We start from the raw sequence: 26,490 nt of genomic DNA, 5'->3' as shown, positions 1-26,490 counted from the left end.
CGCGAAGCGCGTTCGAGCTTGAGAGCGCGGAGCGCGTCCCGTTTGGACCCGCGAAGCGTGGGCTTGAGAGCGAAGCGCGAGTCTAAAGATCAAAAGAGCCTCGCCGGCGGGCAGACCACCAAGGATGACCCAACTGCAACTGCGGGGCTTCTTGCTTGTGTCCTCCCCGGCGGACTGCCCACTCCCCGGCTCCGCCGAACCGCGCTGCGCGCGGAGGGCGTGTTCTGGGTGGTGTGCGGGAAGGGCGGTTTTAGGACTGGGTTAGGCCCTTGTCGCCCTTGGTGTAGTGGTTGCCGCAGTCTGGGCAGGTCAGCGTGTCGTCCAGGCGGTGGCCGCAGGCGCAGACCCAACCCTTGTGGACGGCTGGGTTGCCTGCCACGAAAGAGTGCGCGGCCACGTCTCGGGTCACGACTGCCCCCGCTCCCGCGAAGGCGTACTCGCCGATCTCCACCCCGCACACCACGACCGTGCCCGCACCCAGCGAAGCACCCCTACGGACCACAGTGGACAGCAGTTCGTCGCCGGTCTTCCGGATGGCCGCGCGGGGGCGCAAGTCGTTGGTGAACAAGACGTTGGGGCCTAGGAAGACCTCGTCTTCGCACACCACGCCGTCGAACACCAGTGTGGCGTTCTTCACCGTCACTCGGTCGCCCAGCACTGCTCGACCCTCGACGAAAGCGCCGTCGCAGATGTTGCAGTCGCGGCCGATCTTGGCTCCTGGCAGGACGTGCGCGAATGCCCAGACGCGTGTGCCCTCGCCGACGTCCTCGCTCTCGCACAAGCCGCGAGGGTGCACGTGCACGGTCATCGCACGGCCTTTGCCAGCGCCTCGACCACTCGTTCCTGCTGTGCCTCCGTGATCTCGGGGAACAGCGGCAGGGACAGGATCTCGCCCGCCACCGCCTCGGCTACGGGGAAGTCGCCGAGCGCATGGCCCAGGGAGTCGAAGGCGCCGGTCAGGTGGACAGGTGTCGGGTAGTGGATGCCTGCGCCGATGCCGGCCTCGTGCAGCGACTTGAGCACTCGGTCGCGTTCGGCCACGCGCACCACGTACAAGTGCCACACGGGCAGGTTGCCCTCCAGCACCACGGGCGGGATCACGCCGGGCACGGAGGCCAGCATGGACGTGTACCTGTCGGCAGCCGCGCGGCGGGCGGAGTTCCAGCCTTCCAAGCGGCGGAGCTTGGCGGACAGGACTACGGCCTGCAAAGTGTCCAGGCGGCTGTTGAAGCCCAGCACGGGGTGCTCGTACTTGCGGGGCGAGCCGTGCTCGCGCAACAACCGCACAGCAGCGGCCAGAGCGTCGGAAGTTGTCAGGACCGCGCCGCCGTCGCCGTAAGCGCCTAGGTTCTTGCCGGGGTAGAAGCTTGTTGCGGCGATGTCGCCCAGGCCGCCTACGGCCACGCCGAAGCGTCGTGCGCCCTGGGCCTGAGCGGCGTCCTCGACGATGGGGAGGCCGAAGCCCTTCAAGTCCTCGACCGGAGCGGCCTGTCCGTACAGGTGTACGGGGATGATCGCCTTGGTGCGTGAGGTCAGTGCATCGCCGATGAGGGACGGGTCAATGAGACCGGTCGAAGCCACGCAGTCGACCAAGACAGGGGTCGCGCCGGCGCGGGCCACGGCCTCGGCGGTGGCGATGAAGGTGTTGGCGGGGAGGACGCACTCGTCGCCTGGCCCGACCTCCAACGCGCGCAGCGCCAGTTCGATGGCGTCGGTGCCGTTGCCGACGCCTACGCAGTGCGGTACGTCCTGGTAGGCCGCGAACTCCGCCTCGAACTCGGCGACCTGCGGTCCCCCGATGAAGGCGGTGGTCTTCAGCACGCGTGCCCAGCCCTCGGCGACCTCGTCGGCGACCTGGTCGTGCTGGGCACGCAGGTCCACCAGCGGGATGTCGATCACGAACGGTTCCCCTCTCGCAGCTTCCGGGCGGGGTTCCCCACCCAGACCTCACCCGCGGGCACGTCCGTGAGCACCACCGCGCCCATGCCCACCACCGCCCCCGCGCCGATCGACACGCCTTCCCGGACGCAGGAACCCTGCCCCAGGTAGGCGCTCTCACCCACCACCACCGCACCGCCCAGGGACGCGCGGCCGGCGAACGTGACGCCGTCGCCGACCTCGTCGTCGTGGGTGATCAGCACGTGTGGCATCGCGACGACGTGCGCCCCCAAGCGCAGCGGTGTCGTCACGACGGTCCCGGCCAGCAGGACCGTTCCCGGTCCCGCCACCGCACCCTCGGGCACGGAGGCCGCCGGGTGCACGACGGTGGCGTACCGGTCCTCCGGCAGCGCCAACCGCCGTACCACGTTCATACGACCCAACGGTCGCCGTGCGCTGGCGATGCACACCAGCACGGCGGCGTCGGGCATCTCGTGCACCAGCTCCGACCCGCCCAGCACGGGCAGACCGTCGAGGTCCGCGCCGTGTCGGGCCGGGTCGTCGTCCAGTGCGCCCACGGGCTTCCACTCCTCCGGCAGGAGGCGGACCGCGGCGAGCACTTCCCGCGCGAGCCCTCCCCCACCGACCAGCAGCAGCGGCCGTGGCGTCATGTTCTTCCTCTCAACTGGTGAAGACGACATCCACCCAGTAGTGGTTGCCCTGGTAGCTGTTCGTCGGGAACCCGCTGCCCGCCTGGTACAGGCCGTTGAACGCGCCCTCGGTGGTGGCCGGTGCGGACAGCGGCGGCGAAGTCGCGGTGTAGCCCGCGAAGTAGCCGTGGTTCACCGAGTAGTGACCGTTGGGGACGGTGTAGGAGGCCACGTAGGTGGTGCCGGCCGTGACGGTCAGCGGTGTGCTGAACGTCAAGGTCTGCCAACCCGAAGCGGTCTCGTTCACGAACGTCCCCGTCTTCAGGGACACGCCGTCCGCCGACCAGATGGTGCCGGTGTGGGTGCCGGTGTTGCCGGCGCCCTTGTAGAACTTCACCCCGGTGATCTGGCCGTTGACCGACGGCGTGAACCGCACGCCCATCTCGTACGCGCCGCCGTCGTCCGCCGACGGCACCGTGGGCACCGTCGCCGAGCTGAACAGCGAGCACGGGCAGGTCTGGGTGGTCGTCACGGTGAACGACCACGTGACCGGCGCGGCCATGATGTTGCCACCGGTGTCGGCCGCCCGCACGCTCGCGGTGTACCGGGTGCCGGCCGCCATCGGCGCGGACGGCGTCCACAGCAGGGTCCGCTGGTCGGCCGACCGGGTCACGGCGCCGGTGAGCTTCGCGCCACCCGGGTCGCTGACGGTGAACTGCGAGTTGGTCGTGTCGACCGGCTCGTCGAAGGACGCCGTCACCTGGCTGGTGCGCGAGACGTCCACCGCATCGGTCAGCGGCGTGTGGCTGGAGTGGTTCGGCGCCGTGGTGTCGCTGTTGGGCGTGTAGACGACGTCCACCCAGTAGTTGTTGCCCTGGTGGGACATCGTCGGGAACCCGCCGCCCGGCATGAACACGCCGTTGGGGTTGCCGTCACCGGTCTGCGGCGCGGTCAGCGGGGCCGCCGTCACGCCGGTCGCGGCGAAGTAGCCCTGGTTGATCGCGTAGTGGCCGTTGGGCGCGTAGTACGACGCCGTGTACATCAGGCCCGGCGCGACCGTGACCGGCGAGCTGAACGTCAGGGTCTGCCAGCCCGACGCGCTCTCCCCGCTGAACGTGCCCGTCGCCAGGCGCACGCCCGCGGAGGACCACAGCGAGCCGGTGTGCGTGCCGGTGTTGCCGTCGCCCTTGTAGAAGCGGACGCCGGTGATCTGGCCGCTCTGGGTGGGGCTGAACCGGACGCCCAGCTCGTAGGACCCGCTGTCGTCGGCCGACGTGGTGGTCGGGACGGTCGCCGTGCTGAACAGCGAGCACGGGCAGGTCGCCGTGGTGGTCGTGGTGAACGACCAGGTCGCCGTGGACGCCATCGCGTTGCCATTGACGTCGGCGAGCAGGACGCTGGCCGTGTACCGGGTGTTGGGCTTGAGGGCCCCGTTCGGCGTCCAGGTGACGGTCTTCTGGTCGCCGGAGAGCTGCACGGTGCCGTGGAGCTTGGCGCCGCCCGGGTCGGTCAGCCAGACCTGGCTGGAGGCCGGGTCCATCGGCTCGGAGAAGCCCAGCGCCAGCGACGAGTTCAGGCCCACGCCGGTCGCGTCCGTGCCCGGCGTGCGGGTGTTGAGCGTCGGCGGCGTGGTGTCGCCGTTGAGGCCGTTCTTGTAGATGACGTCGACCCAGTAGTTGGCCGCGTTGTACGACGAGGTCGGGAACCCGCCGCCGCTGCCGTACCGGTAGACGCCGTTGGGGCCGTCGGTGCCGTTGGACAGCGCCCGCATCGCGCCGTAGCTCGCGCTCTGCCCGTTGAAGTAGCCGGGCGTCACGGAGTAGCGCCCGTTGGGGGCGTAGTAGGAGACGACGTAGGTGGTGTTGGCCTGCACGACCACCGGGGAGGCGAAGGTCAGCGTCTGCCAGCCGGACGAGGTCTCGTTGGAGAACGTGCCGGTGGCCAGGAGCAGCCCGCTGGAGGACCACAGGGAACCCTTGTGGGTGCCGGTGTTGCCCGCGCCCTTGTAGAAGCGGACGCCCTGCACCTCGCCCTTGCCGTCGAACCGGACCTTCACGCCCAGCTCGACCGGGTTGCTGTCGTCGGCGCTGTTGACGGCCGGGGCGGCGAAGTCGTCCCACACCGTGCACGGGCACGTGGCCGGGCGGTTGTAGCCGGTGGTGAACGACCAGTTGTGCTGCACGGTCTCGTTGCCGGCGGCGTCCTTGACCTTCACCGAGGCGGTGTAGGTGGTGCCGGTGGCCAGGGCCGCGTTCGGGGTGAACTGGGCGGTCTTGCCGTTGCCGGTCACCGAGGACTGGCCCGCGACCGCGCCGCCCGGCCCGGTGAGCGTGAACACCAGGGTGCTCGGGTTGACGGCCTCGTCGTAGGTGGCGGTCAGCGTCGGGTTGAGGGTGACGCTGTTCGCGCTGGCCAACGGGTTCGTGCCGACCAGTTCGGGCGCGCGGGTGTCGGGGCCGGGGTCCGGCGCCCACACCACGTCCACCCAGTAGTTGCTGTCCTGCGAGCTGCGGTCGGGGAAGCCCGCGCCGGAGCGGAACACGCCGTTGGCGCCGGACACGCCGGTCTGCAAGCCCGTCAGGGGCTCCAGGTAGCGGCTGGCGCGGCTGAAGTACTCGGTGTCGACCGAGAAGTGCCCGGTCGGCGACAGGTACGACACGATGTAGGTGGTGTTGGCGGTGACCGCCACGGGCACCGGGAACAGCAGGGTCTGCCAGCCGGACGCCGTCTCGTTGGCGAACGTGCCGGTGGCGAGCTGCTGCCCGGTCGCGGTCCACAGGGTGCCGGTGTGCGTGCCGGTGTTGCCCGGACCCTTGTAGAACTTCACGCCCCGCACGTAGCCGTCGGTGTTGGCCCGCCACTTCACGCCCAGCTCCAGCGCGGAGCCGTCGAGGATGTCCGGCGTCTTCGGGGTGTCGTTGTTGGTCCACAGGCCGCACGGGCAGGTGCGGGCGTTCACACCCGGCGAGGCCGAGGCGGGCGTGGACAGGTTCAGCGAGTCGTCCACCGCGCGCACCCGCAGCTGGGCGGGGCCGGAGGCGGACGGGGTGTAGGTGTAGGTCCAGGCGGTCTGCCCGGCCTGCCACACCGCCGGGTGCCAGCGCACGCCGCCGTCGGTGGACACCTCGACGCCGGTCACGCGGCCGGCGGCGTCGGTGACGGTGCCCGCGAAGGTGTAGGGCTGGCCGACCGTGGAGGTGGGCGGCACGGTGGTGTAGGTGACGACCGGCGCGGCGGAGTCCGTGGACGCGGTCGCCTGCACCAGGCCCGGCATGAGGGTCGAGGCCTGCACGCCCATGTCGGCCAGGAAGTTCACCGTCGCCTGCTGCATCCGGATGTCGGAGGTCGGCGTGTTGGTGAGGAACGCGTGCTCGTCGTCCACGCCCCACGCCCACTGCACCGTGCCCGCGCCGAACACCAGGGCGCCGGAGGAGTGCTTGTAGTAGGTGATGGCGTGGGTCTTGGTGTCGGGCGTGTAGTAGTCGCCGTGGTTCTGGAGCACGTACGGGCCGTCGTTCATGGCGACCGTGGTGCGGGAGAACTGGCCGACACCGGCGGGCTGGTAGCCGTTGTCCTCCACCGTGTTCCACTCGTAGCCCAGCGTGCCGGGCTGGAAGGTGTAGGTGGAGCCGCTGCTCATCGATTGCAGGGAGGTGTGCCGCCACAGCCGCATCCGGCCGTACTCGGCCGGGACCTTCAGCGAGTCGTCGCGGCGGCCGTTGACGGTGAAGATGTTGCCCAGCAACGCGTTCTCCGGCCGGCCGCCGTCCTGCGGCGGGCTGTAGCGCGGGTCGCGCCAGGTGCCGGTCCAGTCGTTGAGGCCGTCGTTCTGGGTGCCCTTGGTCTCCTTGTAGCAGGCGACGGTCCGCCAGTCGGTCTGGGAGGAGTCGATGCTCTTCTCCCAGCGGGTCTTCCAGAAGATCTCGTTGCCAGTGAGGAACGCTAGGTGCACGCCCGCGTCCCGGGCGGCCTCGACGTTGGCGCGCTGCTCGTTGGACCAGTACTCGTCGTGGCCGACGGCCATGAACACCTTGTGGTTCTTGATGAGGTGGCCGCGGCGCGCGCTGTCGACGTCGGTGGTGTAGCTCATGTCGTACCCGTTGCGCTCCAGGAAGCGCAGCATCGGGTACTCGGCGTTGAAGATGAAGTTCTCGTCGCCGTCGCCGCCGGTGTACGGGCGGTTGTAGCTGACCTTGTAGGCCTGGCCGCCCTGGCCGGGACCGTCGCCGAAGTACAGCGAGTTGCCGCCGTAGCGGTTGTAGGCCACCCAGGTGGAGTCCGAGGTCTGGAACAGGATCTTCGAGGTGCTGGTGTCGTCGCGCACGACGAAGGCGATCTCGTTCTTGAGCTGGTTGTCGTTGCGCGTGACGCGGGCGTAGTAGATGCCCGACACCGCGTCGGCGGGGACGTTCCAGGTGACCGAGACGGCCCAGTTGCCGCAGTCGATGAGCGCGCTGGGGGTGTCGCGCAGGCACGGCGGCTGGTTCTGCGGGGTGTTGCGCGAGACGGTGCCGATCTTGCGCGCGCCGACGCCGCCGTACCAGCCGAGCCGGAAGATGTCGATGGTGTAGGAGGAGGCGTTGGTCAGCATCTTGAACGCGACCTGGCCGCCGGGTGTGGCGCTGATGTCGGTGGTGTAGCCCAGGATGGAGTCGTCCCGGGAGGTCACCTGCCAGTCGGGTGTGCCGGCTTTCGTGTTCTCGCACGCCACTTTGTTGACCACCGGGGCGTCACAGGGCGCGGCGTTGGCCACTGCGGTGTTGAGGAGCACCAGGGGTGTGACACAGCCGGTCACCATCAGCACAGCACACAGGGTTCTGACAAGACGTCTCACCGGGGACGCCATCGACCACTCATCTCCTCGAACGCACTCCGTAGTGCGGCAGTCACTACTCCCCGTAGTGCAACCTTGTTTCTCGCAAGGTCGCCTGAACGGGTGAACCCGTTACTACGGTGGAGATCTCAATTGCATGACAACGCGAAGCCGAATCCCGAAGTCACGCTGTGTAGTCATCATGAGCACAGCGGGACCCGGTGGCCGGGCCCTGCCCCCGGCCACCGGGTTCCGCCGGACGTCCGCCCCGCGCTAAGCGGTAGCGGCGTTCAGCGCGGCGACGACCTCGTCCTGCTCCTCGTCGGTCAGACCGACGAAGTGCGGCAACAGGATGTGGTCCGCCGCGACCCTTTCCGTCACCGGGAGCGACGGCGTGGCGTCCCCGGCGTGGTAGACGGGTTCGAGGTGGCACGCGGTGATGCGCCTGGTCGCGACACCGCGCTGGGCCATCGCGTTCATGACGTCGATGCGGGTGTGGTCCTTCAGCCGCACCAGGTACGACTGGTAGACGTGCCCGAAGCCCGCCGGTTCGTGCGGCAGGACCAGGGACGCGTTGCCCGCCAGCAACTCGTCGTAGCGGGCCGCCAGGGCGCGGCGCGTCTTCACCACGTGGTCCAGCTTGCCCAGCTGCACCACGCCGACCGCGGCCTGGATGTCGGTCATCTTGTAGTTGAAGCCGACCTCGTCGTAGCTCTCCGCGATCACCGCGGTCGACGTGTGCCGGGCCAGCGTGGAGATCGAGGCCGCGTGCGCGCGCAGCGCCTTGAGCTTCGCCGCCACCTCGGCGTCGTCGGTGGTGACCACGCCGCCCTCGCCGGTGGTGAGGATCTTGCGCGCGTCGAAGGAGAACACGGTGATGTCGCTGATGGTGCCCAGGCGGACACCGTCGATGGTCGCGCCGTAGGCGGGCGCGGCGTCCTCGACCAGGTGCAGGTTGTGCTTGCGCGCGATCTCCTTGAGCGCGTGCAGGTCCGCGGGCAGGCCGATCTGGCTCGCGGGCATGATCGCCTTGGTGCGCGGAGTGATCAGCTGCTCGACGTGCGCGGGGTCGATGTTGTAGGTGCGCTCGTCGATGTCGGCGAACACCGGCGTGGCGCCGGTGTAGCGGATGGAGTTCGGCGTGGCGATGAAGGTGAACGACGGGCAGATCACCTCGTCGCCGGGGCCGATGCCCAGTGCCGCCAGCGCCAGGTGCAGGCCGGTGGTGGCGCTGTTGACGGCCACCGCGTAGTTCGCGCCGACCTGTTCGGCCACGAGCTCCTCGAACTTCGCCGCGCGCGGGCCGACCGACAGCCACCCCGACAGCACCGCCTCGGCGGCGGCGTCGGCCTCTTCCTGTCCGACGTACAGACGGGTGATGGGGATCATGCCTGCGCTCCCTGGAGTTCGCTCTTCCACCAGGACACCAGGCTGGTCAGTCCTTCGTGGAGGGACACGCTCGCCTCGAAGCCGAGCTTCTCGCGCGCGGCCTCGGTGCTGGCCAGGCGGCGCGGCACGGCGTTGACCTTGCGCTCGGGGCCGTGCTCGGGCCGCAGGTCGCCGCGGCCCATGACCTCCAGCAGCGCGTCGGCGAGCTGGGCGAGGCTGGTCTCCACACCGGAGGCCACGTTGAAGACCTCGTCGGAGACGTCGCTCTTGGCCGCCAGCACGTTCGCGCGCGCGATGTCGGTGCTGTAGACGAAGTCCATCGTCTGGCTGCCGTCGCCCAGGATCAGCGGCGGGGTGCCCGCGGCGATGCGTTCCATCCAGCGGACCAGGACCTCGGTGTAGACGCCGAAGACGTCCATGCGCGGGCCGTAGACGTTGAAGTAGCGCAGGGCCACGTAGTCGAGGCCGTACATCTCGTTGAAGCTGCGCAGCAGGCCTTCGTTGTAGACCTTCGCCGCGCCGTAGAGGGTGCGGTTGGCGTAGGCGTGGTGGTTCTCCTGCGTGGGGAACAGCTCGGCCAGGCCGTAGACCGACGCCGAGGACGCGGCGACGACCTTGGTCACGTTGGCCTGCACCGCCGCCTCCAGCACGTTGAACGTGCCGGTGGCCAGCACGTCGTGCGCCAGCCGGGGCTCTTCCGCGCACTGGGTGATGCGGATGGCGGCCTGGTGGAAGACCAGGTCGATACCGTCCATCGTGGACCGGACGGCGTCGACGTCGCGCAGGTCGCCCTCGACGAACTTCACCGCGCCGGCCGCCAGGGGGCCGGCGAGGTTCTCCAGCCGGCCGCGCACCAGGTTGTCCAGCACGACGATCTCGGCGACGCCCTCGTCGAGCAGGTGGTCGGCGATGGTCGAGCCGATCAGGCCCGCCCCGCCGGTGATCAGGACACGTGCGTCACGCAGGTTCACGCGTGGGCTCCCAAGGTGAAGGCCGGGTTTTCCAGGTACTGGGCGAGGCTGGGGTTGGTGCTGTCCTTGGCCGACAGGATCGGGTCGCTGATCGGCCAGTCCACGCCCACGTCGGGGTCGTTCCACGCCAGCAGGCCCTCGGCCAGCGGGTTGTGGAAACCGGTGGTCTTGTACTGCACCTCGGCCACGTCCGACAGCACCGCGAAGCCGTGCGCGAACTCCGGGCCGATGAGCAGCTGCGTGCGGTTGGCCGCGGTCAGCTCGATGCCGTACCACTTCCCGAAGGTCGGCGAGCCGACCCGCAGGTCCACCACGACGTCGAAGATCGCGCCGACCGTGCAGCGCACCAGGCGGTGCTGCGGCGCCAGGGTGTTCTGGAAGTGGAACCCGCGCAGCACTCCCCTGGTGGAGCGGGAGTGGTTGTCCTGGACGAAGTCCAGCGACAGGCCGTGCTGCTCCCAGCGGCGCTTGCTGTAGGACTCGAAGAAGAACCCCCGTTCGTCCTCGAACCACTCGGGCTGGATCACGAAGACGCCCTCCAGCTCGGTGGGGGTCACCGTCATGTCCATGCCCTGCTTCGGGGCCGCTACCCCAGTCATGCCACCGCCTCTTCCAGTTCCGCGGGACGCACGTCCCGCACTCGCACGAACTCGCCGCCGGCCGCCAGGCTCGCCGACGCCGCCTCCAGGATCGCCAGCACCCGCAGGCCCGACCAGCCGTCGGTCAGCGGCGCGCGCTTCTCGGTGATCGCCGCGGCGAACTCCGCCATGACGCCGCGCAGCGCCTCCCGCTCGGGCAGGGCGGGCGCGACGGTGTCGCCGCGCCGGTAGGAGATGATCGCCTGGGTGCGCTCCTCGTCACCTTCGATGACGTCCGCGCCCCGGTCGTGCACCGAGATCCGCTGCACCACGTTCAGGTCGTCCCACACGACCGTGCGCCGCGAGCCGCCGACGATCATGGTGCGGATCTTGGTCGGGGACAGCCAGTTCACGTGCACGTGGGCCATCACGCCGTCGGAGAGTTCGAGGGTGAGGTGCCCGACGCACGCCCGGCCGGCGCCGATCGGGTCCGAGCCGTGCGCCGAGACGCGGTGCACGCGGACGCCGTCGGGCAGGACCGCGTCGAAGATCGACAGGTCGTGCGGGGCGAGGTCCCAGAACACGTCCACGTCCGGCTGCACCAGGCCCAGGTTGACCCGCACCGAGTCCAGGTACTGGACGGTGCCGATCTCGCCGCTGCGCACCAGGTGCCGCAGGTGCTGCACGGTCGGCGTGTAGACGAAGGTGTGGTCGAGCATGAGTGTCAGGCCGCGGCTCTCCGCCTCCTGCACCAGCTCCAGCCCGGCCGCGTACCCGGCGGCCAGCGGCTTCTCCACCAGCACGTGCTTGCCCGCCCGCAGCGCGGCCAGCGCGACCGGCAGGTGCGTGGCGGCGGGGGTGGCGATCGCGACGGCGTCCACCGCCGGGTCGGCCAGCACGTCGTCCAGGGAGCCCGAGACCCGCACGGTCGAGTAGTCGCCGAGCACGCGCCGGGCGCGCTCGGTGTCCAGGTCGCACAGGTACCGCAGCTTCAGCCCGGGGGTGGCCTGGGCGTTGCGCACCAGGTTCGGCCCCCAGTACCCGGCGCCGACGACGGCGATGCCGATCGGCTGGTCCATCTCGCTCCTCATCAGTAGGCCCCGTGGCCGCCGAAGACGGCCCGGAAGGTCTTCCACAAGATCAGCGCGTCCAGGGCCAGCGACCAGTCCTCGACGTAGCGCAGGTCCAGCCGCACGGACTCCTCCCAGCTCAGGTCGCTGCGGCCGGAGACCTGCCACAGGCCGGTCAGGCCGGGCTTGACCAGCAGCCGCCGCCGCATCGCGGGCCCGTACTTCGCGCTCTCCTCCGGCAGCGGCGGGCGCGGCCCGACCAGCGACATCGAGCCGCCCAGGACGTTGAGCAGCTGCGGCAGCTCGTCGAGGGAGTAGCGGCGCAGGAACCGGCCCACGGTGGTCACCCGGGGGTCGCGGCGCATCTTGAACAGCACGCCCGCGCCCTCGTTGACCTGCTCCAACTGGCCGCGCAGCGCGTCCGCGTCGGTGATCATGGTCCGGAACTTGATGATCGTGAAGTGCGCGCCGTCCTTGCCCACGCGGCGCTGCTTGTAGAGCACCGGGCCGCGGGTGTCGACCATGACCGCGACCGCGCAGGCCAGCAGGACCGGCGCGAACAGGACGAGCAGGACGAACGACCCGACCCGGTCCACGGTCGCCTTGACCACGCGGCGGATGCCGGTGAACGACGGCTCGCTGACCCGCAGCAGCGGCATCCCGAGCACGCCGGTGACGTGCAGCCGGGGACCGGCGAAGTCCATCAGGGCGGGCGCGACGACCATCTCGGCGCCCGTGCCCTCCAGGTCCCAGGCCAGCTGCTGGAGCCTGCGCGGCGTCCAGAAGGCGTCCGGGGTGACCGCGACGATCCGGTAGCCACCGCGCCGCACCTGCTCGGCGACCTCGGCGAACCGGCCCACCACGGCGATGCCGTCCAGCTCGACGCCCATGTCCGCACGACCGTCCACAGTGCACACCGCGTCCACCCGCCACCCCAGGTGCGGCGCGCGGCGGGTGCGGCTGATCAGGTCCCGCACGGTGTCGGCGTTGCCCGCCGCGAGCACCGGCAACAGGCACTTGCCCTCGCCGCGAGCCCGGTGCAGCGGGCGGCGCAGCAGGTAGCGGGCGGGGAAGGCGACCAGCGCGATGGCCGGCCCGACCAGGAACACCCACAGCCGCGCGCCGGGCAACCCGGCGGCCAGCGCGCCCAGGCCCAGCGCCACGACCGAGGCGAACAGGCCGCGCCCCAGGCGGCGGAACTCCTCGGCGCCCTGGCCGAGCACCGAGGCGTTCCAGACGCGGTTGACGTAGAGCGACCCGAGCACGACCGCGACGGTCACCGCTTCCAGGGCCAGCAGCGGGAGGGGGCCGAAGGTCAGGTGGTGCGCCGAGAGCACCAGCCCCGCCAGCACCACGACCAGGACGGTGCAGACGGTGTCGGCGGCGATCACGCCGTACCGGTAGGCGGGCTCCCAGCTGTTGACGGTGGGATGGGTCGTGCGCTGGGTGGCCGGACTGGTCGTCGGATCGGTCGCGGCCGACCGCGCCGCCGGTCTGCGGCGCGTGGATCGGACCTGCTCGCTCATCGCTCTCGCTCCCCGGTTGGGCCGGTTCGACACGTGCAACATCGCAGGGCATCCCCGACGAACCCGCGTGTGGTCTCCCGCAAATGTGCCTCCGGCGTTTTCTCACGCCTCGGCAAACCGTCATTCGCTCGGCCGGGTCGGCGCGTTACACGCACGGTGAACGAGTTTCGGCCGATTCCGGTTCGACTCCGTGGCGTTCGAGCACAGGCCGGGACCGGCGGGTGACGACCGGTCACCGCGGGTTCGTTGTGGAAACCCACCTCGGGGCGGGAAATGGGTCCACTGTGGCCGGTGGAGCGGTCGTGGCCGTGCGTGGGGCACGCGCGGAGGCACATCCATCGAATTTGGGACGCCCGGCGTTACAGACCGTTTTCGACTTCGGTCGAAGTAGAACGTTAACAGTCCAAAAAGGGTCGAAAGACCCTAACCGCCCCGAGGTGTGCGGTGGCGGCACGCGGTCACCCATTTACAGACCGGAAGCAGCTATTCGGCGCAACGATCCGACCACTTCCCGTCACCACGTGGAAAATTCAACGCCCGGCCGGCGGATCAAGAGTGACGCAGTTCACCGGCCGCGCGACAATGAGCGCCGTGGAGGTCGCGTTGGTGGCCGCAGCGGTGCTGAGCGCACTGCACGGCGGCTGGGCGTGGCGCGTCCGGCTGTACCCGGCGTCGGCGCGCGGCGTCGCCCTGGCCGTGATCGACTTCACGTGGAGCCTGCCGAACACGGCGGCCGGCGTGCTGTTCCTGGCCTACGCCCTGGGCAGGGGCAACGAGGTCGACCGCGAGTTCAGCAGGCACCGGGGCGTCCTCGGCCTGAGGAACGGCGTGATCAAGGGCTTCGCGACCACGGTCGGCCCGGTGCAGGCCGGCGTGTCGATGGGCGTGGACGCACACGAGGCCGTGCACGTCATGCAGGCCCGCCTCTTCGGCCCGTGCTACCTGCCACTGGTGGTTGCGAACTGGGTGGTGGCGACGATCCTGCCGTACTGGCTGCTGTACCACGACCGGGAGCGAGCGCCCATCACCGGCGTGCGGGCGTACTTCCAACGCGGCGTCTACCCGCACTGCTGGCACGAGGAGTGGGCCTACCGAGTCCAGGGCACACCCCCCACCACCTGACCACCCCGATTTGTCGTACCCCGGTGGGACAATGGAGACGGGGGCCGGAGGCCGGCGCTGCGACGAGCAGGGGCGGCAAGCGGCACGGCACGAAGCGCGGCGGCGGGCAGGCGGCACGGGTCAAGCGGCGGCGGGCAAGCATCACGGGTCGCGCGGCAAGGAGCGCGGCGGCAGCGGGTGACGCGCGAGCGCGGCAAGCCGGCATCGGCGGCGGGCGGGCGGGCGAGATTGGCCAAGCGAGCACGCTGGCCTCAGTGGGCGGGCTGTGGTGGCGCGGCGGGCTGTGGTGGCGCGGCGGGCGGCTGCGGCGCGGCGGGCTGCTGCGGCAGGGCGGACTGCGGCGCGGCGGTGGGGCGGGCTCCTGCTGCGGCGGCGGCGGGCGAGGGGACGCGAGCGCGGTGCGGCGAAGCCGGGCCGGCGGCCGGCAGACCGCGGTCAGGCGTTGGCCACCAGGCGGACCTTGTCGGGGCCGATCGCGACCACGTCGCCGTTGCGCAGCTGCTTGCCCCGCTGCACCTCGACCCGGCCGTTGACGCTCACCTCGCCGTCCTCCACCAGCTCCCGCGCGTGGGCGCCGTTCTCCGCCAGGCCCGCCAGCTTGAGGAACTGGCCCAGCCGGATCATGTCGTCGGAGATCTCCACCTCGCGGATGCGCATCGTGCCATCATCGCCCAACGCCCGTTCGGCGGCTGCACGTGCATCCGGTAACGAGGATTGCACGAGGTTGAAACAAGACCGACACGAGCCGGGCGCGGTGAGGTCTACGGTTCCCCAGGTGTGAGCACCGCCGGCTCCGAGCACCCAGAGGCCCCCAAACGCCGCAGGTCCCTGCGCGGCGAAGTCGGCACGACCGGCGCCCGGTTCGGCTCGCCCGCCCTCCGCAGGAGCATGGGGGAGGAGCAGCCGGCCGAGGAGCCCAAGCCGCCCAGGAAGCGCCGCTCGCTACGTGGCGAGGTCGGCGCCACCGGAGCGCGCTTCGGGTCGGCCGCGTTGCGCAAGAGCCTGGACGCCGAGGAGCCGACGCCAGAACCGGAACCGGAGCCGGAGGACCCGGAGGAGACCGCGCCGTTCAGCGGGCACTTCGACGAGGAGCCGCCCGAGGTCGAACCGGCCCTGGAGTGGAGCGGTCCTCTGGTCCGCCCCTACGCCTGGACCCGCGGCCGGACCGCCTCCCAGCACGACCTGCGCATCGAGACCCTGGTGTCGCTGGAGGAGCACGGCATCGCCACCGCCATGCGCGACACCACGCCCGAGCAGCGCGCGATCGTCGAGCTGTGCGCGAACACGCGCTCGGTCGCGGAGGTGTCCGCGCTGCTCGCGCTGCCGCTGGGCGTGGTCCGCGTGCTGCTGGGCGACCTGATCGACATGGGCGTCGTGGCGGCGCACCGCAACGCCGCCGCCCCCGGCGGTCCCGACCTCATGCTGATGGAGCGGGTCCTACAGGGCCTGCGCAACCTCTGACCGCAACCGCCGGAACACCTCGACGAAGTCGTCCAACTGGTAGTGCGCGTTGAGCCCCGACGGATTGGGCACGACCCACAGCCGCGACGACGCGATCGGCTCCGGCTGCGGACCGACCACGGCCCAGGGCCGCCCGAACGCCGTCCGGTACGCGGTGATCCCCACGACCGCGACCACCTTCGGCTCGTAGGCCTCGGCCAGCGACGTCAGCCGCTCGCCACCCGCCCGCAGCTCGTCCGCCGACAGCTCGTCGGCCTTCGCGGTCGGCCGGTCGGACAGGTTCGTGATGCCCAGCCCGTGCTCCAGCAACTCCTCCTGCTCCCCCGGCGCCAGCCGGCGCGGCGTGAAGCCGGACAGGTGCAGCGCGGGCCAGAAGCGGTTGCCCGGACGCGCGAAGTGGTGGCCGGTCGCCGCCGACAGCAGGCCCGGGTTGATCCCGCAGAACAGCACGTCCAGACCGGGCCGGACCAGGTCGGGCAGGGTCACCCCGACCGGCCCCGCAGCCGCAGCGCCACCGCCACCGCCGCCGCCGCCGCCGCCGCGACCAGCGCTCCGACGACCCACCCCCAGACCGGGAACCCGCCGCCGTCGGCGGGCGCGGACTGGATCGTCGGCGGCGCGGTGGCCACCAGCGAGATCGTCTCCGTCGGCGACGTGCTCGACGTGACGGCGGGCGGCGCGGAGGTGGTCCCCGGCGTGGTGGTCGTCCGCGTGGGCGCGGGAGCGGGCTGGTCCGCGGCGAGCGAGAACGACGTCTTGCCGCTGACGAAGTCGCCGTCGAGGCTCTCCACCTGCCAGCTCACCACGTACTGCCCGGCGGGCGAGGCGCCCGGCGTCAGCGGCACGGCCAGGGTCGAGCCGGACGCGGACACCTCCCCCACGGTCCACGCGGTGCCGTCCGGCGCGGTCACGGTGACGATGGCGCTCTCGGCAGGCACCGGTTGGCTGAACGTCAACGTCAACCGGGTCGGTGGCTGGGGCAGGGTCGCCCCGTCGGCCGGGTCGCTGCCGATCAGTTCGGTGTGTGCCCAGGCCGCCGGTGCGGCGGCGAGCAGACCCAGTGCCACGAGTGCCGAGAGCGCCAGTCGCTTCATGTCTGGTAGTTCTACCGGGTCGGCGGCGCCTGCTGCCCGTCGCCCGGACGCTGACCGGGTTGCCCCTGCCCGTCACCGGGCTTGCCGCCGCCGCGCCCGAAGTCGCCCTCGATGACGGTCTTGGCGACGTCGTCCTGCGCGACCAGCACGACCTTGGCGCCCGCGGCGAGGCTGTCGGTGGCGCCCTTGGCCCCGTTGACCTCGGTGTTGTCGTCGATCTTGTAGGTGTGGGTGAACCCGTCGGCGCTCTTGACCGTGATCGAGTCGTCGGTGACCGCGGTGACCTCGCCGTTCTGGAACTCGCCGTGCGTGGTGTCGCCGAACGGGCCGGGACCCATGATCCGCATCCCGCCGCCGGGTCCGCCGTAGCCGCGCGGTCCGCCCCACATCTGGGCCGCCTCGGAGTTGCTCGCCGCGTAGATGACCCCTCCGCCCACGGCGGCGATGCCGACCGCGATCGCGACCGCGACCAGGGTCTTGCGGCCGGACCAGCGCGGTCCGGGAGCATCGGCCCGGGGCGGCGGCTCCTCGCCCCAGGTCGGGTTCTCGGTTTCGGTAGTCATGGGACAACGGTGTCGGCGGAGCCTGTGCGTGGGCTGTGCGCGCGTTGGGTGGCGGCTGTGGCTTGGGCGAGCGGGGTTCACAGGTGGTACACAGGGTCGGCACAGGGTGGGCTCAACCAGCGGTCGGACGATGGGGAACATGCGTGCGGTGACTTCTCCCGAGATCCGTCGACCCGACGGCAGTCCGGTGCGGGTGCTGGTGGTCGACGACGAGTCGACGCTCGCCGAGCTGATGTCGATGGCCCTGCGCATGGAGAAGTGGGAGGTGCGCACCGCGCTGGACGGAACCACGGCGGTGCGGACGGCCCGCGAGTTCCGGCCGGACGTGGTCGTGCTGGACGTCATGCTCCCCGACTTCGACGGCCTGGAGGTCCTGCGCCGGATGCGCGCCGACGCGCCCACGTTGCCCGTGCTGTTACTGACCGCGAAGGACGCCGTGGAGGACCGGATCGCCGGGCTGACCGCGGGCGGCGACGACTACGTGACCAAGCCGTTCAGCCTGGAGGAGGTCGTGCTGCGGCTGCGCGGGTTGTTGCGGCGCACCGGGGTGGCCGAGGCGACGGCCGGGTCGGAGCTGGTCGTGGGCGACCTGGTGCTGGACGAGGAGACGCGCGAGGTGCGGCGCGGCGGGCAGGCCGTGGAGCTGACCGCGACGGAGTTCGAGCTGCTGCGGTTCCTGATGCGCAACCCGAAACGGGTGCTGAGCAAGGCCCAGATCCTGGACCGGGTGTGGAGCTACGACTTCGGCGGCCAGGCGAACATCGTCGAGCTGTACATCTCGTACCTGCGCAAGAAGATCGACGCGGGGCGCGCGCCGATGATCCACACAATGCGGGGCGCCGGGTATGTCCTCAAGCCTGCACCCTGAACGCTGGCCGCTGCGCACCCGCTTGATCGTCGAGCAGGTGGTGCTGATCGCCGTCGTGTGCGCCGGCATCGGCCTGGTGACGGGTTTCGCACTGCGCGATTTCCTGATCGGCAAGCTGGACAACGACCTGCGCGACACCGCCGGCCGCGTGGAGCGCGCGCACGGCTTCCCGCTGCCGGCGCCCATGCCCGGGATGAAGGGGCCGCTGGAGGGGCCGGGGTTCGGACAGGGCACGGTCGTGCTGATCACTTATGGCGGTGCCGTGCAGGACGCCGACCGGCTGACCGGGCGCGAGACCCAGGTGCTGACGTCGAGCGAGCAGTCGGCCTTGATGGGCGTGCCGGTGGACGCCGTGCCGCACACCGTCGCTTTGGGCGCGTCGGGTGATTATCGGGTGTTGTCGTTCCGTGCGCGGGATGGGGCGCGGATCGTCACCGCGTTGCCGATGGCCGAGGTGGACGACATCGTGCTGCGGGTGGGGTTGATCCTCGGTGGGGTGGCGTTGGCGGGATTGATTGCGGTGAGCATCGCAGGTGCTCTCATCATCCGAAAAACGTTGCGCCCGTTGGAAAGGGTGGCTGCTACTGCGTCCAGGGTGGCTGAGCTGCCGTTGCACGAGGGGAAGGTGGCGCTGGCGGAGCGCGTGCCCGAGCAGGACACCGATCCGCACACCGAGGTCGGGCAGGTTGGATTGGCTTTGAACAAGATGCTCGGGCACGTCGGGAAGGCTTTGGAGGCACGGCACGAGAGTGAGACGCGGGTGCGGCAGTTCGTCGCGGACGCGAGTCATGAGCTGCGCACTCCGTTGGCCGCGATTCGGGGGTATGCGGAGTTGACCCGTCGGTCGCGGGATTTCGAGGTGCCTGAGCAGATTGCGCACGCCATGCGTCGGGTGGAGTCCGAGGCCGTGCGGATGACGTCGCTGGTGGAGGACTTGCTGCTACTGGCCCGCTTGGACTCCGGCCGTCCGCTGTCCAGGGAGTCTGTGGACCTGTCCCTTTTGGTGGTGGACGCGGTAAGCGACGCCCGAATCGCCGGCCCCGACCACGACTGGCGCTTGGAACTCCCGGCCGAGCCGGTGGTGGTACAGGGCGACGCCCACAAACTCCAACAGGTCTTGGTGAACCTCCTCTCCAACGCCCGCACCCACACCCCTTCGGGGACGACCGTGACCACGGCTTTGGCGGTGTCGAGGGGCCGGGTTTCCTTGACCGTGACCGACGATGGCCCGGGGATTCCGGTGTCGTTGCAGGGCGAGGTGTTCGAACGTTTCGCGCGCGGCGACACGTCGAGGTCGAGGGCGGTCGGTAGCACGGGCTTGGGCTTGTCCATCGTGGCGGCCGTGGTGGCGGCACACGACGGCAAGGTCGACGTGAAATCCAGCCCAGGCAAAACCACCTTCACCGTAACCCTCCCCCACTAGCCCCCTCCCCCATATCTCATGCGACCACCCAAGCCGCAGGTTTACACCGACCGACACGATCACTCGATATAGCGAATTGATCGCATCTCGGGCACTTTTCGCCCACCACCAACGTTGCCGTAATGAATATGGAGGCGGCACGGCACAAGGCACGCCCACCCCACCCACCACACCCAACCCCCGACCGCCCACAACCAGCCCACCGCCGGCCCCCGACCGCCCACAACCAGCCCACCGCCGGCCCCCGACCGCCCACAACCAGCCCACCGCCGACCGCCGACCGCGTACAACCAGCCCACGCCAGCCGCCGGCCACACTCCCGCCGCCCTCTCGCCGCCCTCGGGTCCGCCCACCAGCCGACCTCCCGCCCCACCAGCCACCGCCAGCCCCACCCGGCCAGCCCACCAGCCAGCCCCACCCAGCCGGCCCCACCCAGCCGGCCCACACAGCCGCCGCCAGCCAGGCACCACCGCGCCCCCTCGCGCCGCCCTCCGCCGCCCCCTCGCGCCGCCCTCCGCCGCCCCCTCGCGCCGCCCTCCGCCGCGCCCTCGCGCGCCGCCCCCGGCCCCACCCAGGCACCGCCGCATCCTCGCGCGCTGCCCTCCGGCGAGTCCTGGCCGACCACCCGCCGCCAACAAGACCCGCCAGCACGTGAGGGCCAACGCGCGCCCCGTATGACGGCCCGGGGGCTGCGGACGGCCCGACACCTCGCCAGGTCCACCGTGCCAGCGCTGCGGCATGGGTGTGCAAGCGGGCGGCGGCCCAGCTGAACCGAGCAGGGCCCCGCTGACTCAGCCTGCCGCGACCCACCCCGATGCGCGGCCCACCACACCCGTTGCGCAACCCGACCGGCCACGCCACCCGACCGGACCGACCCGCCGCCGAGCCTGCCACCCAATCCAACCCGCCACCCCACCCGATCCATCACGCCCCGCCACCCACCCACGTACCCCGCCATGCCACCCACCGCGCATCCCGACCCGCCGCGCCGCGCAGCCCGACCCAAGCCAAGCGGCCAGCCAGACGGACGCGGCGACCGGCCGAGGTGCGCGGATCGGTGCACAGGGGGTTCACAGGTTTGGCACATGTCGTGCCCAGGGTCGGGGGCCAGGGTCTTTCGTATGCGAGCGCGACTTCCCCTGTTGTTGTTGCTGGGTGGGACGGCTTTGTTGTACCTGTGGCGGTTGGGGGATTCTGGGTGGGCCAATGCCTACTACTCCGCTGCTGCACAGGCTGGGGCGGCTAGTTGGCGGGCTTGGTTTTTTGGGGCTTCTGACGCTTCCGGGGCTATCACGGTGGACAAGACGCCGGCCTCTGTGTGGGTCATGGGGCTTTCTGCACGGCTCTTCGGAGTTAACGCCTGGAGTGTGTTGGTGCCGCAGGCTCTCATGGGGGTGGCCAGTGTTGGGGTCCTCTACGCGACCGTCGCGCGGACTGCGGGGCGGGCTGCTGGGCTGATTGCGGGTGGGGTGTTGGCGTTGACGCCGGTTGCGGTGTTGATGTTTCGGTTCAACAATCCCGATGCCTTGTTGGTCTTGTTGCTCGTTGTCGGGGCCTACTGCACGGTTCGGGCGGTGGAAAGCGCTTCCTGGCGGTGGTTGGTCCTTGCCGGGGTGGCGGTGGGGTTTGGGTTTCTCACCAAGATGTTGCAGGCGTTCCTGGTGTTGCCGGCGTTTGGCGCGGTGTATGCGTTTGCGGCTCCTACCACCTGGGGGCGTAAGGCTCTGCATCTCTTGGGGGCGGCGGGGGCCGTTGTGGTTGCTGGTGGGTGGTGGGTGGTTGTTGTTGAGCTGGTGCCTGATCGGCCTTATATCGGCGGCTCGCAGGGGAACAGCGTTCTGGAGCTTGCCTTGGGCTACAACGGGCTCGGGCGGTTGACCGGGGACGAAGTCGGCAGTGTCGGCGGCGGGCGCGGGTGGGGGTCGGTGGGGTGGAGTCGGCTTCTGGGCGCGGAGATGGGTGGGCAGATTGCCTGGTTGTTGCCGACTGCTCTGGTGTTGCTCATCGCCGGGTTGTGGGCGACCAGGACGGTGACCAGGGCGGCGGCCAAAGCAAAAGAAGGGGTGGGGTTGCTGCTCTGGGGTGGGTGGTTGCTGGTTACGGCTGCCGTCTTCAGCTTCATGAACGGGATCATCCACGCCTACTACACCGTGGCCCTGGCACCGGCGATCGGCGCGATCATCGGCACGGCCTCCGTGGTGCTGTGGCGGCGGAGGAACGAACCTGGTGCGGCGGCAGCCCTGTCGGGGGCGCTCGCGGTGACGGCACTCCAGTGCTACCTGCTGCTCCTGGGCTGGTCCCCCGCCCTCGCCACGATCGTGCTGGTCCTCGGGCTGCTGGCCTCAGTCGGGCTCTTCCTGTCCGCAGCAGCACCGCCGGCCCTGGTGGTGCCGGTCGCAGTAGTGGCGGCGTTGCTCGGGCCGGGCGCGTACTCGGTGGCCACCGCAGCCACCCCGCACTCCGGCGCCATCCCCAGTGCTGGCCCCGCCTCGTCGAGGGGTGGAGGCGTGGTCGTGCTGGGAGGAGGTACCAACCGCGGCATGGGAGGACTGCTCAGCGCGCCGACCCCCGGAGCGCAGCTGATCGACCTCCTCCGCGGCAACAGCGGGCGCTACAAGTGGGCCGCTGCCGTAGTCGGGTCGAACAACGCCGCGGGATACCAACTGGGCAGCGGCGTCCCGGTGATGGCGGTCGGCGGGTTCAACGGGACCGACCCCGCACCTACGCTGGAGCAATTCCAGACAATGGTCCACAAAGGACAAATCCACTACTTCCTCGGCGGCGCCTTCATGCCCGCCGAAACCGGCAGCGACGCCTCCCAGCGGATCGTGGAGTGGGTCGAGGCGACGTTCCAGGCCACCACCGTGGACGGCGTGACCGTCTACGACCTCACAGCGGGAGCACAGGGATGACACACGAGTCCCCCAGCGGAGCGCCCGAAGGTGGCGCCATGACGCTCACGACGCTCACGACGACCCCCGTGCTCGACGTGGTGGTCCCCGTCTACAACGAGGAGCGCGACCTCGCGCCCTGCGTGCGCAAGCTGCACGCCGACCTGACCCAGACCTTCCCTTACCGGTTCCGCATCACCATCGCCAACAACGCCAGCACGGACGGCACGCGGGCGGTGGCCGACGAGCTGGCGGCGGAGATCGAGCAAGTCGAAGCGGTCCACCTGGAGCAGAAGGGCCGTGGACGGGCGCTCAACGCCGTGTGGTCGGCGTCGGACGCGAAAGTGTTGGCCTACATGGACGTCGACCTCTCGACGGACCTGGCCGCGCTCGCCCCGCTGGTCGCGCCGCTGATCTCCGGCCACTCCGACATCGCGATCGGCAGCCGCCTGGCGCGCGGCGCGCGGGTCGTGCGGGGACCCAAGCGGGAGTTCATCTCCCGCTGCTACAACCTGATCCTGCGCGGCGCGCTGGCGACCCGGTTCTCCGACGCGCAGTGCGGGTTCAAGGCGATCCGCGCGGACGTGGCACGCCGCCTGCTGCCGCACGTCGAGGACACCGGCTGGTTCTTCGACACCGAACTGCTGGTGCTGGCCGAACGGGCGGGTGCGCGCATCCACGAAGTGCCGGTGGACTGGGTGGACGACCCGGACAGCCGAGTGGACATCCTCTCCACCGCGGTCGCCGACCTGAAGGGCGTGGCCCGCGTCGGGCGCGGTCTGCTGACCGGGCGCATCCCGATCGGCGAGCTGCGCGCGCAACTGGGCCGTGAACCGCTGGAACCGTCGACACCCGGTGTGCCGAAGGGCTTGTTCCGGCAACTCGTCCGGTTCGCCGCGGTCGGCGTGGCCAGCACACTCGCCTACCTGCTCCTGTTCATCCTGCTGCGCAGCGGCCTGGGAGCACAACAAGCGAACCTGGTGGCGCTGCTGGTCACCGCCATCGCCAACACCGCCGCGAACCGCCGGTTCACCTTCGGCGTGCGCGGCAGGCACGGCGCGGGCCGCCACCAGTTCGAGGGCCTGCTCGTGTTCGGCCTGTGCCTCGCCCTGACCAGCGGCGCCCTCGCGCTGCTGCACCACCTCACCGATCCCGGTGGCGGTGCCGAGCTGGCCGCCGTCGTGGGCGCGAACCTGCTGGCCACCGTCGTGCGCTTCCTGTTGCTGCGCAACTGGGTCTTCCGCAACCGTCCCCAGGAGTCCTCCTCATGACCGCCACCCTGACCGCACCCTCCCCCGCTCCCGCGCCGGCGCGCGCCGCCGGGAGGTGGACGACACCGGCGCTGGTCGTGCTGCTCGCGGGCACGGCGGTGCTGTACCTGTGGAACCTCACCGACTCCGGGTGGGGCAACGAGTACTACGCCGCCGCCACCCAGGCGGGCGGCCAGAGCTGGACGGCGTGGCTGTTCGGCGGGCTGGACGCGGGCGGGGTGATCACCGTGGACAAGCCGCCGGCGGCGCTGTGGGTGAGCGGGTTGTTCGCGCGGGTCTTCGGGTTCTCCAGCTGGACGGTCCTCGCGCCGCAGGCGATCGAGGGCGTGCTCGCGGTGTGGTTGCTGTACGCCACGGTGAAGCGGACGTCCGGCGCGGTGGCCGGGCTGCTGGCGGGCGCGGCCCTGGCCGTGACGCCGGTCGCGGTGCTGATGTTCCGGTTCAACCTGCCGGACGCGCTGCTGGTGCTGTTGATGGTCGCGGGCGCTTACTGCACGGTCCGGGCGCTGGAGAACGCTTCGCCGAAGTGGCTCGCGTTGGCCGGTGTCGCGGTCGGGTTCGCGTTCCTGGCCAAGATGGGCCAGGCGTTCCAGGTGCTGCCCGCGTTCGCCGCCGCCTACCTCCTGGCCGCGCCCACCACCCTGGGCAAGCGCTTGCTGCACCTGGTGGGGGCCGGTGTGGCGGTCGTGGTCTCGGCGGGCTGGTTCATCGCCCTGGTGGAGTGGTGGCCCACCGCGTCCCGCCCGTACATCGGTGGTTCGACGAACGACTCGCTGTGGCAGTTGGCGATGGGCTACAACGGTTTGGGCCGCATCTTCGGCGGCGGGCGCGGCACGGTCGTCGGTGGCGCCGCCAACGCCAACCTGGGTTTCGGCGGCGAGGCGAGCATCGACCGGTTGTTCGGGGCCAGCATGGGTGCCGAGATCTCGTGGCTGCTGCCGGCGGCGATCGTCGGTCTCCTGGCGGGTTTGTGGTTCACGCGCAAGGCTCCGCGCACCGACCGCACCCGCGCGGCACTCGTGCTGTGGGGGTTGTGGGTCATCGTCAACGGTGTCGTGTTCAGCCTGATGAGCGGCATCACGCACCCCTACTACACGGTCGCCGTGGCACCGGGTGTCGCCGCCATCGTCGCCATCGCCGGCCGTGAGATGTGGCGGGGCCGGCACATCCAGCCGGTGCGGATCGCGCTCGCGGTGCTGGTGGCCGCGTCCGGTTTCTGGGGTTTCGCCCTCCTCGCCCGGTTCGCCGACTGGCAGCCCGCCGTCCGGTGGACCGTGCTCGGCCTGACGATCCTGGTCACCACCGCGATCGTCATGGGCGTCAGGCGGATCGCCGCCCTGGCCGCCGCCACCGCGCTGCTGTCGTCGGCCGCGTTCGGCCTGGCGACGGCGGCCACCCCGCACGGCGGCTCGATCCCGATGTCCGGCCCCGCTTCCTACACCTCCGACCCGGCCATGCGCGGCATGATGGCGACGTCCGAACAGGTCGTCGAACTGCTGCGGAACACCACCGGCACGTGGGCCGCGGCGACGGCCAGCGCGCAGTCGGCGGCGAGCCTGTCGCTGGCCAGCGGCCGGGCCGTCATCGGCATCGGCGGTTGGAGCGGCGGCGACCCCGCGCCCACGCTGGAGGAGTTCCAGCGGTACGTGGCGGAGGGCCGCGTCGGCTACTACGTGTCCACCGGCGGGATGGGAGGCCGGGGCGGTGGCGACATCGCCGAGTGGGTCACGGCGAACTTCACGCCGACCACCGTGGACGGCACCACCGTCTACAAGCTCAGCTAGGCCTGCGGTAGGCCTCGACCGGGTGGGGCGCTTCGGCCACCGCCCGGTCCTGGCCCACCCACGACCGGTACATGATGGTGGCGGCGTAGGGCAGGAAGTCCTTGCCCCGCCGCCACAACCACGGGATCCCCTTGAACACCAGCCACGCGGCGTGGTGCAGCGGCGTGATCTTCAGCCCGCCCGTGCACACCAGGCTGACCGGCTCGACGACCTCGCACCCCTGCTCCGCCAGCCGCTCCGCGAACGCCTTGGCCAGCTTCCGGTGCCCCAACTCCGACGGGTGCAGCCGGTCCACCGCCCAGGTGTCCAACGAGTACGCGCCGTCCATCAGGTTCAGGTCGACGCACCCGACCCCGTGCCGCGCCACGACGGCGTCGATGACCGAGTTCAACTCCGCCACCCGCGCCGACAACGCCCGCCGCAACGGCCCGGGCAGCCGGAACACGCGACTGTGGTCGTGAAACCGCACGGTCACCACCCGCGCCCCCGCCGAGCTCAGCTCGCCGACGATCACGTCAAGGTCCTCGTGCACCCGAACCGGGTCGAAGTCGGACCGGAGCGTGTCGTTCATCCCGACCAGAACCACCGCAGCGTCGGGCCGCACCCGCAGCGCCCGCGGCAACTGCTCAAACCGAACCGACGCCACCCGCGCCCCTTGAAAGGACGGGTTGAGATACCGAACTCCGGGAAACGCCGCCGCCAACAACGGCCCCACCCCGCGCCACCCACCCCGAACGGGATCACCAACCCCGACGGTAGTCGAGTCCCCCAACACCACCAGGCTACGCACCGCTTCGGCCACGCGACGACGATCCCGCAGCCACGTGTCCACCCGGGAACAGCAGGCAGAACGCTGCCCCAAGCTCCGGTAAGCCCAGCACCACCCGGGCCGAGCTGGACGAGTAATGCCCAAGCCGGGAGGGCAGAGGCGCAGACCACGCCCTTCGCTCCCCGCACACCCTTCGCTCCCCGCACACCCTTCGCTCCCCGCACACCCTTCGCTCCCCGCACCCCCCGCCCGCGGGGCGCGCGCTTTTCGAAGTAGCTCGCGCAGCAGACCCCCCGACTTGGGCTTCTTCCGTCATCCCCGTATGGCCTGCCCGAAGGGCTACCACAGATTTCCCCGGGTGCAGCCGAA

At 70.7% G+C, this 26,490-nt stretch carries 21 protein-coding genes; 7 read left to right on the top strand and 14 right to left on the bottom strand.

Annotated features, from left to right (window positions below; all coding sequences use genetic code 11):
- Positions 1-250 precede the first annotated feature (250 nt).
- The 9 genes from WBN91_RS30900 to WBN91_RS30860 form a co-directional block, all read right to left on the bottom strand.
- Positions 251-808 carry an acyltransferase gene (locus tag WBN91_RS30900; RefSeq protein WP_337727368.1) on the bottom strand — a complete coding sequence of 186 codons (558 nt, stop codon included), beginning with the start codon at positions 806-808 and terminating at the stop codon, positions 251-253.
- On the bottom strand, positions 805-1,899 hold the full coding sequence (locus WBN91_RS30895; protein ID WP_443217829.1) for a DegT/DnrJ/EryC1/StrS family aminotransferase: 1,095 nt from the start codon (positions 1,897-1,899) through the stop codon (positions 805-807). Before WBN91_RS30895 ends, WBN91_RS30900 begins: the two co-directional genes overlap by 4 nt.
- Entirely contained in the window at positions 1,896-2,549 is a 654-nt protein-coding gene (locus WBN91_RS30890) for a NeuD/PglB/VioB family sugar acetyltransferase (protein WP_337727367.1), read from the bottom strand. Before WBN91_RS30890 ends, WBN91_RS30895 begins: the two co-directional genes overlap by 4 nt.
- A 10-nt stretch (positions 2,550-2,559) precedes the next feature.
- On the bottom strand, positions 2,560-7,326 hold the full coding sequence (locus WBN91_RS30885; protein WP_337727374.1) for a DUF4082 domain-containing protein: 4,767 nt from the start codon (positions 7,324-7,326) through the stop codon (positions 2,560-2,562).
- Positions 7,327-7,614: 288 nt separating this feature from the next.
- Complete coding sequence (locus WBN91_RS30880) at positions 7,615-8,730, bottom strand: DegT/DnrJ/EryC1/StrS family aminotransferase (protein ID WP_337727366.1); 1,116 nt, start codon at positions 8,728-8,730, stop codon at positions 7,615-7,617.
- A complete protein-coding gene (locus tag WBN91_RS30875; protein WP_337727365.1) occupies positions 8,727-9,701 on the bottom strand; it encodes an NAD-dependent epimerase/dehydratase family protein in 975 nt (324 codons plus the stop codon). The genes WBN91_RS30880 and WBN91_RS30875 overlap by 4 nt, the downstream gene beginning before the upstream one ends.
- Complete coding sequence (gene rfbC / locus WBN91_RS30870; RefSeq protein ID WP_337727364.1) at positions 9,698-10,300, bottom strand: dTDP-4-dehydrorhamnose 3,5-epimerase; 603 nt, start codon at positions 10,298-10,300, stop codon at positions 9,698-9,700. Before rfbC ends, WBN91_RS30875 begins: the two co-directional genes overlap by 4 nt.
- Positions 10,297-11,358 carry a Gfo/Idh/MocA family protein gene (locus WBN91_RS30865; RefSeq protein WP_337727363.1) on the bottom strand — a complete coding sequence of 354 codons (1,062 nt, stop codon included), beginning with the start codon at positions 11,356-11,358 and terminating at the stop codon, positions 10,297-10,299. Before WBN91_RS30865 ends, rfbC begins: the two co-directional genes overlap by 4 nt.
- Before the next feature lie 11 nt (positions 11,359-11,369).
- On the bottom strand, positions 11,370-12,875 hold the full coding sequence (locus WBN91_RS30860) for a sugar transferase (protein WP_337727362.1): 1,506 nt from the start codon (positions 12,873-12,875) through the stop codon (positions 11,370-11,372).
- 555 nt (positions 12,876-13,430) lie between these two features.
- On the opposite strand from WBN91_RS30860, the gene WBN91_RS30855 reads away from it, so the two are divergent.
- A complete protein-coding gene (locus tag WBN91_RS30855) occupies positions 13,431-13,997 on the top strand; it encodes a hypothetical protein (RefSeq protein ID WP_337727361.1) in 567 nt (188 codons plus the stop codon).
- A 435-nt stretch (positions 13,998-14,432) separates the two neighbouring features.
- On the opposite strand, the gene WBN91_RS30850 is transcribed toward WBN91_RS30855, so the two are convergent.
- A complete protein-coding gene (locus WBN91_RS30850) occupies positions 14,433-14,654 on the bottom strand; it encodes an RNA-binding S4 domain-containing protein (protein WP_337727360.1) in 222 nt (73 codons plus the stop codon).
- A gap of 120 nt (positions 14,655-14,774) precedes the next feature.
- On the opposite strand from WBN91_RS30850, the gene WBN91_RS30845 reads away from it, so the two are divergent.
- Positions 14,775-15,458, top strand: a complete 684-nt coding sequence (locus WBN91_RS30845) for a DUF742 domain-containing protein (RefSeq protein ID WP_337727359.1) — start codon at positions 14,775-14,777, stop codon at positions 15,456-15,458.
- Here WBN91_RS30845 and mug read toward each other — a convergent pair.
- The 3 genes from mug to WBN91_RS30830 are packed head-to-tail and all read right to left on the bottom strand — an operon-like array spanning position 15,435 to position 17,115.
- Positions 15,435-15,944 (bottom strand): G/U mismatch-specific DNA glycosylase, encoded by a 510-nt coding sequence (mug, locus tag WBN91_RS30840; protein WP_337727358.1) that lies wholly within the window; start codon positions 15,942-15,944, stop codon positions 15,435-15,437. The genes WBN91_RS30845 and mug overlap by 24 nt on opposite strands.
- Positions 15,941-16,552, bottom strand: coding sequence for a copper resistance CopC family protein (locus WBN91_RS30835; protein WP_337727357.1), 612 nt, complete (start codon positions 16,550-16,552; stop codon positions 15,941-15,943). The genes mug and WBN91_RS30835 overlap by 4 nt, the downstream gene beginning before the upstream one ends.
- An 11-nt stretch (positions 16,553-16,563) precedes the next feature.
- Positions 16,564-17,115 carry a hypothetical protein gene (locus WBN91_RS30830; protein ID WP_337727356.1) on the bottom strand — a complete coding sequence of 184 codons (552 nt, stop codon included), beginning with the start codon at positions 17,113-17,115 and terminating at the stop codon, positions 16,564-16,566.
- Positions 17,116-17,245: 130 nt separating this feature from the next.
- Here WBN91_RS30830 and WBN91_RS30825 point away from each other — a divergent pair, with 130 nt between their 5' ends.
- The 5 genes from WBN91_RS30825 to WBN91_RS30805 all read left to right on the top strand — a co-directional run bounded on the left by WBN91_RS30825 (position 17,246) and on the right by WBN91_RS30805 (position 25,352).
- Positions 17,246-17,983 carry a response regulator transcription factor gene (locus tag WBN91_RS30825; RefSeq protein ID WP_337727355.1) on the top strand — a complete coding sequence of 246 codons (738 nt, stop codon included), beginning with the start codon at positions 17,246-17,248 and terminating at the stop codon, positions 17,981-17,983.
- Positions 17,961-19,406: a sensor histidine kinase gene (locus WBN91_RS30820; protein WP_337727354.1), complete on the top strand. Its 1,446-nt coding sequence runs from the start codon at positions 17,961-17,963 to the stop codon at positions 19,404-19,406. The genes WBN91_RS30825 and WBN91_RS30820 overlap by 23 nt, the downstream gene beginning before the upstream one ends.
- A 1,121-nt stretch (positions 19,407-20,527) precedes the next feature.
- Entirely contained in the window at positions 20,528-22,318 is a 1,791-nt protein-coding gene (locus WBN91_RS30815) for a glycosyltransferase family 39 protein (protein ID WP_337727353.1), read from the top strand.
- Entirely contained in the window at positions 22,315-23,568 is a 1,254-nt protein-coding gene (locus WBN91_RS30810; RefSeq protein WP_443217828.1) for a glycosyltransferase, read from the top strand. Before WBN91_RS30815 ends, WBN91_RS30810 begins: the two co-directional genes overlap by 4 nt.
- Positions 23,565-25,352 (top strand): glycosyltransferase family 39 protein, encoded by a 1,788-nt coding sequence (locus WBN91_RS30805; protein WP_337727351.1) that lies wholly within the window; start codon positions 23,565-23,567, stop codon positions 25,350-25,352. The genes WBN91_RS30810 and WBN91_RS30805 overlap by 4 nt, the downstream gene beginning before the upstream one ends.
- Here the strand turns inward: WBN91_RS30805 and WBN91_RS30800 are convergent.
- The gene (locus WBN91_RS30800) at positions 25,345-26,127 is read right to left on the bottom strand and encodes an SGNH/GDSL hydrolase family protein (RefSeq protein WP_337727373.1); all 783 of its coding nucleotides are present in this window, start codon (positions 26,125-26,127) and stop codon (positions 25,345-25,347) included. The genes WBN91_RS30805 and WBN91_RS30800 overlap by 8 nt on opposite strands.
- Positions 26,128-26,490 lie beyond the last annotated feature (363 nt).

Source organism: Saccharothrix sp. CCNWYY140 (assembly GCF_037401995.1).
Lineage (GTDB): Bacteria > Actinomycetota > Actinomycetes > Mycobacteriales > Pseudonocardiaceae > Actinosynnema.
This window is presented reverse-complemented; position numbering and strand designations above follow the sequence as displayed.